The organism is Autumnicola patrickiae (assembly GCF_031846525.1).
GTDB lineage: Bacteria > Bacteroidota > Bacteroidia > Flavobacteriales > Flavobacteriaceae > Autumnicola > Autumnicola patrickiae.
Window position 1 is genome coordinate 135,377 of record NZ_JAVRHM010000008.1, and the last position, 13,873, is coordinate 149,249.

Sequence of the window (13,873 nt, forward strand, 5' to 3'; positions counted from 1 at the left end):
TCTTTATTCGTATCTCAACGATTCAATAGGATCTTGTTTTGCAGCTTTTATAGCAGGAAAACTTCCTGCGAGAATGGCTACAAATATAGTTATAGCGGTGGCCCAGATGATTGCAACCCACGGCGTCGCGAAGTCAAATTCAGCAAATTTTGCAACTCCGTAGCCAATCAGGATTCCGAGTAAGATTCCTAGTATTCCTCCCAGCTGCCCGATTAATAGCGTTTCAATAAAAAATTGACCTGCAATCGTACCTTTTTTTGCTCCAAGTGCTTTCCGTACTCCAATTTCACGTGTCCTTTCGGTTACAGAAACCAGCATGATATTCATTAGAGCTATAGAAGAACCAAAAATCGTAATAATGGAGATTACCCAGGCAGCATAATTAAGATATTCAGTTATAGAAAGAATGCGATTAATAAGGTCATCACTACGCTGGATTCCGAAGTTATTTTCTTCTACCGGATTCAGTTTTCTTATATTTCTGAAGGTGATAATTGCTTCACTCTGTGCTCCTTCCAGATATTCTTTATTATCGACCTTTACGCTTACATTATAGTTGATATTTGGTTGTGTAAAGAGCGAACGCGCCTGTTGAATTGGAATTATTACCCGTAAATCCTGATTGTTTCCAAAAGTTGAACCCTTGGATTCCAGTACTCCAATTACTCTGAATTTTGCTCCGCGTATGCTAATGGTTTTATCCACCGGATTTTGCCCCTTGAACAAACCATCTTTAAAGTCGGCACCTATTATGGCAACGTTATTATTGTTCTGAAGGTCAAAAACATTAAAATCCCGACCTTCTTCAATTTCTAGTCCGGAGTTGGAGAGATAATTTTCATTTGCTCCCAAAACAGCCACTTCAGGATCTGTTTTATCATTTTGATATTTTACTTCCGCAGCACTTGTTCCGGTAAATGAAACTGCCGTTTGCGAAAAGGGATATATAAAATTCTCTTCGAATTTTTTTACTTCCTGATAGGTAACCACAGGATTCACCTTTTGCCTCTCACCGCCACCACTTCTTTGAAATGTGACATCATAACGTTGTATATTAAAAGTGTTCGCTCCCATAGAAGCAAAATTATTCCCGATAGTGTTCTCTAAAGCCGCAACAGCGCTCAAAATTCCAACCAGCGCAGTGATACCTATAGCAATGATAAGTACCGTAAGAATTGTTCTAAGGGATTGACTTCTAATAGAAGTTATGGCAATGCGTATATTTTCTTTTAGTAATGAAAACATGGAAAATTATTTCGTACTCAAAGGTTAGACTCTGGAAAACTGGTATTGTTACTTAAAATTTTAAATTTGTTCAGGTTCGTTCAAAAATTAAGATATTTGCACCCCGTTAGACTGATGCAGTGGTCTAAGATAATCAAATTAAAACAGCGGCATGAGCCGTTAATTAGAATTTATGGCACAAAAACCTTCTATCCCAAAAGGCACAAGAGATTTTTCACCGGCAGAGGTGGCAAAGCGGAATTATATCATCGAAAATATTCAACATCAGTTTAAAAAATTTGGATTTCAGCCTATAGAAACGCCGAGTTTTGAAAATTCTGATACGCTTATGGGTAAATACGGAGAAGAAGGGGACAGGCTGATTTTTAAAATTCTCAATTCCGGGGATTTTCTCCGGAAGGCGGATGCAAAGGCTTATACTGAGAAGGATAGTCTCAAAATCACTTCTTCAATTAGTGAAAAAGCCCTGCGCTATGATCTTACCGTACCTTTTGCGCGTTATGTTGTACAGCATCAAAATGAAATAGAATTTCCGTTTAAGCGGTATCAAATTCAGCCGGTTTGGAGAGCAGACAGGCCACAAAAAGGAAGATTTAGAGAGTTTTTTCAATGTGATGCAGATGTGGTTGGAAGTGACAGTTTGTGGCAGGAAGTCGAATTTGTTCAGCTTTATGATGCTGTTTTTACTGCACTTAACCTGAAAGGGGTGACCATAAAAATCAACAATCGTAAAATTTTATCTGGTTTTGCTGAAGTTATTGGTGAAAAAGACAAATTAATCGATTTTACAGTCGCTTTGGACAAGCTGGATAAGATCGGGGAGGAAGGCGTGAAGAAAGAAATGCTTGAAAAGGGCATTTCTGAAGCTGCTTTGGAGAAAATTCAGCCAATTTTCGGATTAAAAGGGGATTTCTTAGAAAAAATTGATGTTTTAAAGCAGATTCTGGCTACTTCAGAAACCGGAAAAGCCGGAATTGCAGAACTTGAATTCATTCAAAATGCCATTTTAAGCATGCCCCTTAAAACGGCAATTATCGACCTTGATGTAACACTCGCCCGCGGACTCAATTATTACACTGGGGCGATTTTTGAAGTTGCCGCACCACAGGAGGTAAAAATGGGATCTATTGGCGGTGGCGGCCGTTATGATGACCTTACTGGAATCTTCGGTCTTAAAAACATGAGCGGTGTTGGAATCTCCTTTGGTCTGGACCGGATTTTTCTGGTCCTGGAAGAACTCGATTTGTTCCCTCCGGCTGTTACCGAAAATACAAGGGTGCTTTTTATCAATTTCGGAGACAAAGAAGCCCTTTACGCTCTTAAGGCAGTACGAAGGCTAAGGGAAGAAGATGTGACTGCAGAGCTTTTTCCAGATTCGGCTAAAATGAAGAAGCAGATGAACCACGCTAATAAGCGTGATATTCCGTTTGTGGTGTTGGCTGGAGAAGAAGAGATGGTTCAGGAAAAATTTACACTGAAAAACATGAAATCCGGAGACCAACAAAAGGTAAACGCTAAAGAGTTGCTGGAAATCTTATCTGCTAACAATATACAGTAAGCAATTAAGAAAGTGAAAAGATATTAAATGGCATTTTGAGCATCTAATTTATTTTTAACAGACAACGAACAGAAACAGGAGACAAGACCGCTACGCTGCAAGAGAACCGGGAACAAATAAGAAATAGAGATCGAAAATTGCCATTTTAAGCCTTGGGTTTAATTTTCATCTCCATATTATAAACTTAATACGCGCTGGCCTCATTAAGTTGTTGCATGTGTTCTTTGGATAAATCAATATCAATTGCCTGGAAAAATGATTTCAGGTGGGATTTCTTGGTTGCGCTGGCGATAGGAGCAGTGATACCCGGTCTTTGCATGAGCCATGCAAGTGCTATGGCAGCTTCAGAAACCATGTATTCATTAGAAACATCATGAATCGCTTTTAAAATATTCTTGCCCCGGTCGCTAAAATAATCTTTTAGGAACATTGCCCGTTCTTTCCCATGGATATCCTCTTTATCCTGGTATTTTCCGGTGAGAAAACCACTTGCCAGTGAAAAATAGCTTAATACTGAAAGATTATTCTGCTGACAAATGTCCCGGATTTTCCCTTCAAATTTTGCCCTTTCGACAAGGGAATATTCCGGTTGAAAAACTTCATACTTTGGTAAACTACTTCGTTTTGCAGCATCCAAAGAAGTCTGTAATCTTTCCGGAGACAAATTGGAAGCTCCTATATATCTTACTTTTCCTTCATTTATCAATTGCTGATAAGTCTCCAGCGTTTCTTCTACAGGAGTTTTGTTATCATCCCAATGCGTGTAGTATAAATCTATATAATCTGTCTGCAGCCGTTTTAAAGAATCTTCTGAGGCTTTCAAAATGTGGGAGCGTGAGATATCTTTGTCTCCGCCCTGCTGCATGCTGGATCCAACTTTTGTAGCCAGATTGATTTTATCCCGAACGCCGCGTTCCTTCATCCATTTCCCAATTATCCGCTCAGATTCCCCTCCTTTATTTCCTTCTGCCCAGCGGGAATAAACATCTGCTGTATCTATAGTTGTAAATCCTTTTTCAAAAAGTTCGTCCAGCATTTTAAAAGATTTCTTTTCATTTAAAGTCCAGCCGAAAACATTTCCTCCAAAGACTATAGGAGCGGTCTGTAAATCTGTATTTCCAAGTTTTTTGTACTGCATATAGAGGAATTTTTTGTTGGTCTTAAAATAACAACTCCTGAAGGTATATCAAGATAGATGTGAATAATTAGCAAATCTTTAACCTGATTTCGGGATTTAGAGAAATTTATTGAGATTTTTTTAAAATAGATCATTATGCTTTTTCTTACCTTGAATAAAACCCAAAAAAGAATAAAAATGAAGAGCTTACTAGCAGGTTTAATGATATTAATCCCATTTATTTCAGTTTCGCAAAGTACCAATACAGCCGATAAATTTTCAATTACCCCAGAAGGTTTTACGCAATCTGTGGTTCGTGAATATACCGGTAAAACAGATTCAGATTTGTATGAGTCAATCATCTTATGGGCAAAATATACCATAGATAATTATGAATCTGCAATTGTTAGGGATGTATCTAATGAGTATATAGAATTCAGGATGTTTGTACCACAGGGGATCGCCTTGGAAGAAGATGGAGAAGTATATAAATGGGATGTGATGATGGAAGTTGGCTTTAGATTAAGGGATCAGGAGATTCGCTATGATATTGGCCTTGTAGAAGTTAGTAGCCCCGATGCTCCTACTTTCGCATTGGAAGGAGCCCCAAATGAATGGTCCTTTTTTGATAATGACGGGCAAACCCGGTCTTTAAATGAGAAGTCCCAGGAGCAGATTAATTTAATTGCCAATAATGTAATTCGTTCTGTTTCAGCTTATGTAAACCGCGATGCAGAGATTCCTGAAGAAGAAATTTCAGATGAATAATATCACTTACTCATAAGGCATAACAAAAGTGAAAGTAGTTTCCTCTTTTGTGGATTCCACAAGGATTTCGCCTCCATGAGCTTTGGCTATTTCAGAAGAAATATAAAGCCCTAGTCCAAGTCCGCCACTTGTAGATTCTGAATGCTGCCTGTAGAAAGGCTCAAATAAATGTTTTTTTACTTCTGAAGAAATTTTTTCCCCTGCATTTGATACGGCAAGTTTAAAATTTCCATCCTCTGTATAAGCTTTTACCGATATTGGCTGCCCTTCGTCTCCATGTTTAATTGCATTGCCTAACAAATTAGAGAATAATTGGGCTATGCGTTCTTCGTCACAGGAAATAGCCTTGGTAAGATTAATTTTTGTCTTAATTTTCTGTTCTGGAGCCACTGCAGCAATTTCTATAAGGACCTGTTCTAATGTTTTTTCAAGGGATTCACAGTCCTTCATTTTGTTTAATTTAATACCATCACCTAAATGTCCGCGGGCAAAATCCAGCATATTATCAATTAATGCCTGCATACGGTAAGAGGTGGATTTTATGGTAGCAGCATATTTTAATGACCGCTCATCTGTGGAAAGCTGCAGCAAAAGATCTGAACACATTCTTATTGTTCCTAAGGGATTCCGAAGATCATGCCCCAGAATGGCAATAAATTTCTCCCTTAATTCTGCTACTTCACGCTCTTCTGCAAGTTCTGCAGTTTTATTATCCAGGCTTTCTATTGTGTCCAGATGAAAAGAAAGCAGATCTGCAAACAGTTTAAACATCTCGATAATTTCGGGGGTATTTACGCTGTTGGGTTTTGGATCCAGGGCACATAAGGTTCCGAAAAAGGAATTATCCTTTCTATAAATTGGAATAGAAATATAACTCTGAAATCCATACAAAGAAGGAGTAGGATGATTACAAAAGGTATCATCTTTATCTACGTGATCTATAACTATGGGTTTTCTGGTTTGCCGGACTTCATGGCAAAATGTAGATTCTATTTTTAGTTCATCTCCAGGTTTAAGACCAAATGATAGTTCGTCTTTGGTGCTGCAGGCCAGCCAGCGATCTTCAGTAACCCTTGCAATAACAGCAAAGCCCATACCCGTAGTACGGCAAATAACGTCAAGAATAGATGGAACAATAGAAATTCGGTTAACCGCGTCAATATCAGCCTGAAAGTCATGTGGCTTCTCAGTAATAGAACCCATAAATATGATTAAATTTTAGAATAGACTTTGCTAAAATAATAAATAAAAATTATAAATAGTAAAGCGGCAAAGTAGAAATGAGTAAGTGCATTATGATTTTTTCACACCGCATAAGGGCATCATCTTAATTTGAAGATTTCTCATTTCTTATGGCTTGTAATAATTAATTATTTTTTTATGATGCTGTAAAATGAGATTTCGTGATTTTAATAATAATTATCAAAACTAAGTATAAGTACTAAGTATTTTTATCTATATTTGTCGTGTAAATACTTAGTTATGAAAAAAATTATAGTTGTTGGAAATGGAATGGTAGGATATAAGTTTTGTGAAAAGCTCATGTCCAGCCAGAAGCGGGAAGACTTTGAGGTGTTGGTTTTTGGAGAAGAGCCACGTTCCGCTTACGATCGGGTGCACCTGAGTGAATACTTTTCTAACGAGTCACCAGATGATCTACTTTTGGCTCCCTTGGGCTGGTATGAAGAAAATAATATAGAATTACGTACTTCAGAATTAATAAGTGAAATCAAACCTGAAGAGAAGCAGGTAGTGACCTATAAAAATCAGGTTTTCGATTACGATTATCTTGTCCTGGCAACGGGATCATATCCTTTTGTGCCTCCGGTAGAAGGTTCAGATAAAGCCGGGGTTTTTGTTTACCGGACTATAGAAGACCTGGATGCCATGAAGGCATATGCTTCTAAATTGAAGGAACAGGGAAAAAACAGAGCAGCTGTACTGGGTGGTGGTTTGCTAGGTCTGGAAGCTGCAAATGCAGCCAAGGAACTTGGCTTAAAAACCGATGTTATAGAATTTGCACCCAGGCTTATGCCACGGCAGTTGGACAAGCCGGCAAGTGAAATGCTGAAGGCAAAAATTCAAAGCATGGGCATAGGTGTACACCTGGAGAAAGCAACTATTGAAATTGCCGGTGAAGATGGTGTGGAACGCATGGACTTTTCAGACGGGACTTCTTTGGAAACAGATATGTTGATTATATCAGCAGGAATACGGCCCAGGGATGAATTAGCTGTAAAGGCGGGAATAAAAACCGGAAAAAAAGGAGGAATCTGGGTGGACAATAAAATGAAAACTTCTGAAGAGGATATTTTTGCAATAGGAGAAGTTGCTCTTTATAATGAAGGTGTTTACGGGTTGGTGGCTCCGGGTTATGATATGGCCCAGGTAGCTGTTGAACAAATTACCGGTGGTGATAAAGTAATGGTAGATGTTATCGATATGTCTACGCAGTTAAAGCTTATTGGAACAGATGTCGCCAGTTTTGGTGATCCTTTTATAGATACTGAAGATGTTGCTACTATAGTTTATGAGAATAAACGTTCCGGAATTTACAAGCGTATAAACATCAGTAAAGACGGTGATAAATTACTGGGAGGGATCCTTATAGGTGACTCTTCAGAATATAATAATCTGTTCCAGATTTTTATCAACGGAATGAAACTGCCAAAGAATCCGGAAGATTTAATTATTCCGTCTAAAGATGGCAGTGGTGCTGTGGGCAGTGCCATGGATTTTCCAGATTCTGCACAAATCTGTTCTTGTGAAAGTGTTACCAAAGGTGCAATTTGTAAGTCTATAGAAAGTGGTGAATGTCAGGATCTGACCGATGTGATAAAAGCCAGTAAAGCCACAACAGGTTGTGGTGGATGTAAACCAATGGTTGTAGATCTTGTGAATGCTTCTTTAAAAGCTATGGGAAAAGAGGTGAAGGAGGTGCTTTGCGAACATTTTGAATTTAGCAGGCAGGAGCTTTACGATCTTATAAAAATAAATAAAATCAAAGATTACAACGAGGCACTTAATCTCTTCGGAAAAGGGGACGGTTGTGAGATATGTAAACCTGCGCTTTCTTCAATTTTTGCCAGTATTTACATGGAAACTGCTAACAGGCAGGTGAGTATTCAGGATACAAATGACAAATTTTTGGCTAATATTCAGCGAAACGGAACTTATTCAGTTGTGCCACGTGTTCCCGGAGGAGAAATTACTCCAGAAAAACTTATGGTTTTAGGAGCTGTTGCAAAAAAGTACGATTTGTATTCTAAAATTACAGGAGGACAACGTATAGATCTTTTTGGTGCAGAGTTGCATCAATTGCCACATATATGGAAAGAATTAATAGATGCCGGTTTTGAGAGCGGACATGCTTATGGAAAATCCCTTAGAACCGTAAAGAGTTGCGTGGGATCCAGCTGGTGTAGATATGGAATGCACGAAAGCGTGAGCTATGCTATTAGAATAGAGGAACGCTATAAAGGACTTCGATCTCCTCATAAACTTAAAGGAGGCGTCTCAGGATGCATAAGGGAGTGTGCAGAAGCACGCGGAAAAGATTTCGGAATCATTGCTGTGGAAAGTGGCTGGAATCTTTACGTTTGCGGTAACGGAGGTGCAACTCCAAAGCATGCTATACTTTTAGCAGAACAGCTGGATGACGAGACTTGTATTAAATATCTGGACAGATTCCTGATGTATTACATACGTACCGCGCCACCATTGATGAGAACGGCTCCATGGCTGGACAAGCTGGACGGCGGAATAGATTATTTAAAGGAAGTAGTTATTGAAGATTCTCTGGGAATAGCTGAAGAGCTGGAAAGGGAAATGCAGGGATTGGTAGACAATTACGCATGTGAATGGAAGGAAGCTATAGAAAATCCTGAAATGATGAAGAGATTCAGGCATTTCGTGAATTCAGATGAATCAGATGATAACCTTGAGTTTGTACCAATGCGTGATCAAAAAATGCCAAAAGCCTGGAAGGTGAATTAAATTTTAAGATATGATAGATAACTTGATAGAACAATATAAATCCGTTGAAGAGTCTACAGTTGTAAACTGGTTTCACGCCGGGAAAACTTCAGACTTTCCTGCAGACGGTGGCGGTTGTATAAAATACGGAAAGAAGCAGATAGCTGTTTTTAATTTCTCCCGAAGATCCAAATGGTACGCCTGCCAGAATCTTTGTCCGCATAAACTGGAGATGGTGTTATCCCGCGGAATGATAGGGGATGCAAAAGGTACGCCCAAAGTTGCCTGTCCTTTGCACAAGAAATCATTTTCCCTGGAAGACGGTTCTAACATAAATGGAGAGGAATATAAAATAGCTGTATATCCGGTAAAAATTGAAGAAGAAAATGTTTATATTGGATTCTCTGATTAAAATTTAGGGAAGTATATGAATAATTTTGAAGAGGCAATAGCGCTTATAGATAAAAAAAATTCCGAAGATCCGCATAAAGAAGTTTATGAAGGGAAAACATATCCCAAAGAACTTTTGTATTCGCAAAGAATGACAAAGCAACTTCTGGAATTTGAACCGGGAGCCTCAGAGGAGCTTCAGATTGCTGCAAGAGCACAACATATCTGTCGTTGGACTACTCCGCGTGATGAATATCCCATGACAAGGATTGGATATTTAAACTGGCGGAATGATCTTAAAAAGAAGCACGCCTCAATAACCGGGGAAATTCTTGAAGAAGTAGGTTACGATAATAGTTTTATCGATAGGGTTTCTTTTCTAATTCAGAAGAAAAAGATTAAAAAAGACGAAGAGACACAGATTTTGGAAGATGTGATTTGTCTTGTTTTTCTTCAGTATTATCTATCAGATTTTGAAGCCAAACTCAAAGACGACAGTAAAGATGATAAGATGCTGGATATTATTAGAAAAACCTGGGCAAAAATGTCTACAAAAGGTCATGAAGAGGCTCTAAAACTGGCTCTTCCAGACGAAACTGCAGCTCTGGTAACAAGGGCTCTTTCCTAATATTTTACCATGCCAGGTGACGGATTTACTTTAGATCAAAGAACTTTTAAAAAGTTAAGCCGACTTTACATACTGGCTTTAAGCGCAATTGCTTTTTCAGTAATTGTAAGTCAGATTCTTATCCATAAATATCTTGATGACCAGGAAAGCGATTCTACAGTCGTGAATATTGCCGGCAGGCAGAGAATGTTAAGTCAGAAACTTACGAAAGAAACCCTCAAACTTTTAATTGTTGAAAACCGGGACGAAAAACTAAATATAAAAGACAGTATTGAAGCTGCCCTTAATATTTGGAAATTTTCCCATACCGCTTTAAGGCAGGGGAACGACAGCCTTGGCCTTCCGGGAAATAACAGTGCAGAAATTACTGCAATGTTTCAGGAAGTTGATCCCTTTTTTCAGAATATTACAAATTCTTCGGAAGCAATAATAGAACAACTTGAGGAAAATCCGCAAATATCTGCAGAAGGGATGCGTGCAGAAATTGCTACTGTCGCCAGGAATGAAGCCGGATTTTTACACGGGATGGATCAGATCGTTAACCGGTTTGAAGAAGAGGCCGGCGAAAAGGTAAGGAGACTGGAAAACCTGGAATGGCTTTTAATGGCAATCACCCTTATCATCCTGTTAAGTGAACTTCTTTTTATATTCCTGCCAGCAGCAAAGGGTGTGAGGGGAACGATTCAGAAGTTATTGCAGGCAGAAAAGGATGCCAAAAAAATGGCGAAAGATGCTGACGAGCTGAGCAACGCCAAAGAAAAATCTGTAAAAGAATTACGGGTTTTAAACCAGGCAATGAATCAGACTCTTCTTTTTGCCAGGTTGGATGTAGATGGTAATATTCTGGAGTTGGGAGAAAAATTTTCAAGGCTGTTCAAGCTTAGAAAATACGGGGATTATAATAAATTTTCCGATCTGCTTTCGGCTAAAGAAGAAGAGAGGAAGCATATAGAGCACCTCCTGGAAGATAACTTCAGAAAAGAATGGCAGGGAGAAGTAAAAGCAACTACAGAAGACGGCAGAACGATCTGGCTGGAAATGGCCCTGATACCATTTAGTACCACTGCCGATAATTGGGAAATTTTGGTGATCGCTTCAGATATTACCACGCGTAAGGAAGCACAGATTGAAATTGAAGATTTACGACAGAAGAGATTTCAGGAAAAAATTGATCAGCAGAAACTGGTTTCCAGCAAGATTATCGAGAATCAGGAAAATGAGCAAAACCGTATTGCCAAGGATATCCATGATGGGATTGGCCAGATGCTTACCGGCTTAAATTTTAACCTGGAAAGTATAGATGTTAAGCAGACAGAGAAGGCAGCAAAAAAAATTGAGAATTTAAAGCAATTAACAGGAGAAATTATAAAAGGAGTGCGAACAGCTACTTTTAACCTGATGCCACCGGAATTATCAGATTACGGAATCGTACCTGCCCTAACGAAGCTCACCCAGGAACTTTCCAGACTAACGGGAAAGAATATCATCCTCTATGATAAAACGGGATATAACCAGCGTTTGGATTCCCTTGCAGAAATTAATATATACAGGATTACCCAGGAAGCAATTAATAATGCGATTAAATATGCAGATTCAACACATATAATTGTTTCTGTTTCCCATAGTAATACGATTTTAAGTGTTACAATAGACGACAATGGAAAAGGTTTTAAAACTACTAAGAATAAAACGAACAGACCAGATTCCGGAGGTATGGGAATGACATTTATGAGAGAGCGAATTAAATATATTCAGGGACGACTTTTTGTAACTTCAGAAGTTGGTAAGGGAACAAAAATCACCTTAAATATACCTTTGACAAAATAATTTACCTTTTATAAGAAATTAATTAATTTAGACCTATAAAATTATAAAAATGAATAAAATACGTATAGTTCTCGCTGATGACCATGTGCTGGTAAGGGATGGAATAAAAGCCTTACTTGAAGACGAAGCCGATATAGATATCATAGATGAAGCAACCGACGGGTTGGAAGCCCTGGAGGTCGTAAAAAGATCTGAGCCTGATGTTCTGGTAGTAGACATACGTATGCCCGGCTTAACAGGAATAGAAGTGGTAAAGAAAATAAGAGAAGAAGATTTACCCATTAAGACCCTGGTGCTTTCTATGCACGATTCTGAAGAATACGTATTACAATCTGTAGAAGTAGGTGCAGATGGTTATCTTCTAAAAGGAGCAAGTAAGGATGAATTTCTAAAAGCACTACATAGGGTAGCCGATGGTGGTAAATATTTTTCCGGAGATATTTCTTCCATTTTAGTTAATAATTTTTCTAATGGAAAGTCAACATCAGGTCAGAAATCGAATAAACCTATTGAGGATCCATTTAACCTTACAAAACGGGAAACTCAAATACTTACTCTTGTTATGGAGGGGAAAAGTAACAAAGAGATTGGTGAGGAGCTATCAATTAGCAAAAGGACTGCAGAAGTGCACCGTTTTAATTTAATGAAAAAGCTGGATGTAAAAAACCTGATTGAGCTTACCAATAAAGCACGCGAGTACGATCTTGTATAAGCTGAACATGTCTAAGACAAATATTAAGAATTGCTTACTTAGGAATTTTTAGAACCTTGTTTTAGAGAATTGTAGAAAAATTAGCAGGAAATTATAGAGTACATATTTTTTCAATAAATACGTATTTATATAAGTATTAAATAAGTATAATTACTTATTTTAGCGCTTATAAATTGTACGTCATGAAAAAATCAACTTCTACAAAAGCAAACAAATTTAATTTACGAGACATCAAAAGTGTACCCATACGTACCTTTTGGATTACTTCACTGGCATTTTTTCTCTGTTTCTTTGCCTGGTTTGGTGTGGTACCATTTATGCCAGACGTTGTGCGTGATCTGGGAATGACCCCGGGTCAGAAATGGAACTCTGTCGTTCTTGCAGTAACGGGAACTGTTTTTGCCCGTTTATTGGTAGGTAAACTTTGTGATAAATATGGGCCCAGGCTCTGTTACACCTGGTTGCTGGTTCTTGGAGCGATTCCGGTAATACTTACGGGCTTTGTGCAAACACCTTTTCAATTTCTGGTCTGCCGGTTCCTGACAGGTTTTATAGGTGCATCTTTTGTGATAACACAGGTTCATACTTCGCTTATGTTTTCATCCAACGTTGTGGGGACGGCCAATGCAACTTCTGCAGGTTGGGGTAATCTTGGTGGTGGAGCGAACAGGCTTGGTATGCCTATTATAGCAGCTATAGTTATTGGTCTTGGTGCTGCTGAAACAGAAGCATGGAGATATTCACTTATTGTTGCGGGAATTTTATGTTTTACCATGGGCGTAGTCTATTACTTCTTTACCCAGGATACCCCGGAAGGTAATTTTAAAGATCTCGCTGAAACCGGGGATGTTCCGAAACTTAAAAAGGATCAGGAAGGTTTTCTTACCGCCATAAAAGATTACAGGGTTTGGATCCTGTTTGTAGTTTATGCTGCTTGTTTTGGAATAGAACTTACAGTTTACGGGACGATGGATGATTACCTGCAAAACACTTTTCAGCTGGAAAGAATTACCGCCGGTAATATTGTTCTTTCTTTCGCTTTAATGAATATTTTTGCCCGTACCCTGGGAGGATTTTTTGGGGATCGGTTTGGAAAGTCTAAAGGATTAAGGGGAAGAGTATTATTTTTATCATTTATTATGGTGGTACAGGGAGTAATGCTTGCATCTTTTTCAAGTATCTCAACAATATATCTTGCTTTCGCATTCTTGATTTTATTTAGTCTTTCGGTGCAAATGGCAGAGGGAGCTACATTTTCTGTTGTACCTTTTATTAATAAAAAAGCAATAGGATCAATTTCAGGTATTGTTGGAGCAGGAGGGAATGTAGGAGCTTTTCTTGCCGCCATGTTACTCAAATTTAAATCGGCTGCTTCAGAAAGGGCAGCGATAGAAGCGACTGAGGGATTAAGCGAACAAGTAGTCAGTTCTGCACAGGCAGCGGCTGCATCTCAGGCTGTTTCCGAAGGTTATCTTTTAATAGGTTTAATAGTAGTAACCACTGGAATTGTGTCACTCGGAATAAGATTTTCTGTAAAAGACGAACAGACAGCGAGGGAAGAACTTAAAGAATCATATGGTAATACTGCACCCGCAAATGCTTAATTTTAAGCTCTAAAAGATTAAATAATAGAAAAGGTTTTAAAAATCACAC

General features: G+C 38.5%; 11 protein-coding genes. 8 read left to right on the forward strand and 3 right to left on the reverse strand.

What is annotated here, in order from left to right:
• Positions 1–3: 3 nt before the first annotated feature.
• A complete protein-coding gene (locus RM549_RS08810) occupies positions 4–1,245 on the reverse strand; it encodes an ABC transporter permease (RefSeq protein WP_311683848.1) in 1,242 nt (413 codons plus the stop codon).
• Positions 1,246–1,417: 172 nt separating this feature from the next.
• On the opposite strand from RM549_RS08810, the gene hisS reads away from it, so the two are divergent.
• Positions 1,418–2,803: a histidine--tRNA ligase gene (gene hisS / locus RM549_RS08815; RefSeq protein ID WP_311683850.1), complete on the forward strand. Its 1,386-nt coding sequence runs from the start codon at positions 1,418–1,420 to the stop codon at positions 2,801–2,803.
• Between the two features lie 184 nt (positions 2,804–2,987).
• On the opposite strand, the gene RM549_RS08820 is transcribed toward hisS, so the two are convergent.
• A complete protein-coding gene (locus RM549_RS08820; protein ID WP_311683852.1) occupies positions 2,988–3,941 on the reverse strand; it encodes an aldo/keto reductase in 954 nt (317 codons plus the stop codon).
• Between the two features lie 177 nt (positions 3,942–4,118).
• On the opposite strand from RM549_RS08820, the gene RM549_RS08825 reads away from it, so the two are divergent.
• Positions 4,119–4,688, forward strand: a complete 570-nt coding sequence (locus tag RM549_RS08825; protein WP_311683854.1) for a hypothetical protein — start codon at positions 4,119–4,121, stop codon at positions 4,686–4,688.
• Between the two features lie 6 nt (positions 4,689–4,694).
• On the opposite strand, the gene RM549_RS08830 is transcribed toward RM549_RS08825, so the two are convergent.
• A complete protein-coding gene (locus tag RM549_RS08830) occupies positions 4,695–5,891 on the reverse strand; it encodes a GAF domain-containing sensor histidine kinase (RefSeq protein WP_311683856.1) in 1,197 nt (398 codons plus the stop codon).
• Between the two features lie 279 nt (positions 5,892–6,170).
• Between RM549_RS08830 and nirB the strand changes: the two genes are divergently transcribed.
• The 6 genes from nirB (at position 6,171) to RM549_RS08860 (ending at position 13,824) form a co-directional block, all read left to right on the forward strand.
• Positions 6,171–8,684, forward strand: coding sequence for a nitrite reductase large subunit NirB (gene nirB, locus RM549_RS08835; RefSeq protein WP_311683858.1), 2,514 nt, complete (start codon positions 6,171–6,173; stop codon positions 8,682–8,684).
• Between the two features lie 13 nt (positions 8,685–8,697).
• Positions 8,698–9,075, forward strand: coding sequence for a nitrite reductase small subunit NirD (nirD, locus tag RM549_RS08840; protein WP_311683930.1), 378 nt, complete (start codon positions 8,698–8,700; stop codon positions 9,073–9,075).
• 15 nt (positions 9,076–9,090) lie between these two features.
• Positions 9,091–9,681, forward strand: a complete 591-nt coding sequence (locus RM549_RS08845; protein ID WP_311683861.1) for a DUF4202 domain-containing protein — start codon at positions 9,091–9,093, stop codon at positions 9,679–9,681.
• 9 nt (positions 9,682–9,690) lie between these two features.
• Positions 9,691–11,508 (forward strand): sensor histidine kinase, encoded by a 1,818-nt coding sequence (locus RM549_RS08850; protein WP_311683863.1) that lies wholly within the window; start codon positions 9,691–9,693, stop codon positions 11,506–11,508.
• 49 nt (positions 11,509–11,557) lie between these two features.
• A complete protein-coding gene (locus RM549_RS08855) occupies positions 11,558–12,220 on the forward strand; it encodes a response regulator transcription factor (RefSeq protein ID WP_311683866.1) in 663 nt (220 codons plus the stop codon).
• A 182-nt stretch (positions 12,221–12,402) separates the two neighbouring features.
• Complete coding sequence (locus tag RM549_RS08860) at positions 12,403–13,824, forward strand: MFS transporter (protein ID WP_311683868.1); 1,422 nt, start codon at positions 12,403–12,405, stop codon at positions 13,822–13,824.
• Positions 13,825–13,873: the final 49 nt, after the last annotated feature.

What these genes read in the sequence shown, in the direction of transcription:
- RM549_RS08810 (WP_311683848.1), bottom strand. Translation starts at nt 1,245, where the DNA reads ATGTTTTCATTACTAAAAGAAAATATACGCATTGCCATAACTTCTATT.
- nirB (WP_311683858.1), top strand. Translation starts at nt 6,171, where the DNA reads ATGAAAAAAATTATAGTTGTTGGAAATGGAATGGTAGGATATAAGTTT.
- RM549_RS08845 (WP_311683861.1), top strand. Translation starts at nt 9,091, where the DNA reads ATGAATAATTTTGAAGAGGCAATAGCGCTTATAGATAAAAAAAATTCC.
- RM549_RS08825 (WP_311683854.1), top strand. Translation starts at nt 4,119, where the DNA reads ATGAAGAGCTTACTAGCAGGTTTAATGATATTAATCCCATTTATTTCA.
- hisS (WP_311683850.1), top strand. Translation starts at nt 1,418, where the DNA reads ATGGCACAAAAACCTTCTATCCCAAAAGGCACAAGAGATTTTTCACCG.
- RM549_RS08850 (WP_311683863.1), top strand. Translation starts at nt 9,691, where the DNA reads ATGCCAGGTGACGGATTTACTTTAGATCAAAGAACTTTTAAAAAGTTA.
- RM549_RS08855 (WP_311683866.1), top strand. Translation starts at nt 11,558, where the DNA reads ATGAATAAAATACGTATAGTTCTCGCTGATGACCATGTGCTGGTAAGG.
- RM549_RS08860 (WP_311683868.1), top strand. Translation starts at nt 12,403, where the DNA reads ATGAAAAAATCAACTTCTACAAAAGCAAACAAATTTAATTTACGAGAC.
- RM549_RS08830 (WP_311683856.1), bottom strand. Translation starts at nt 5,891, where the DNA reads ATGGGTTCTATTACTGAGAAGCCACATGACTTTCAGGCTGATATTGAC.
- RM549_RS08820 (WP_311683852.1), bottom strand. Translation starts at nt 3,941, where the DNA reads ATGCAGTACAAAAAACTTGGAAATACAGATTTACAGACCGCTCCTATA.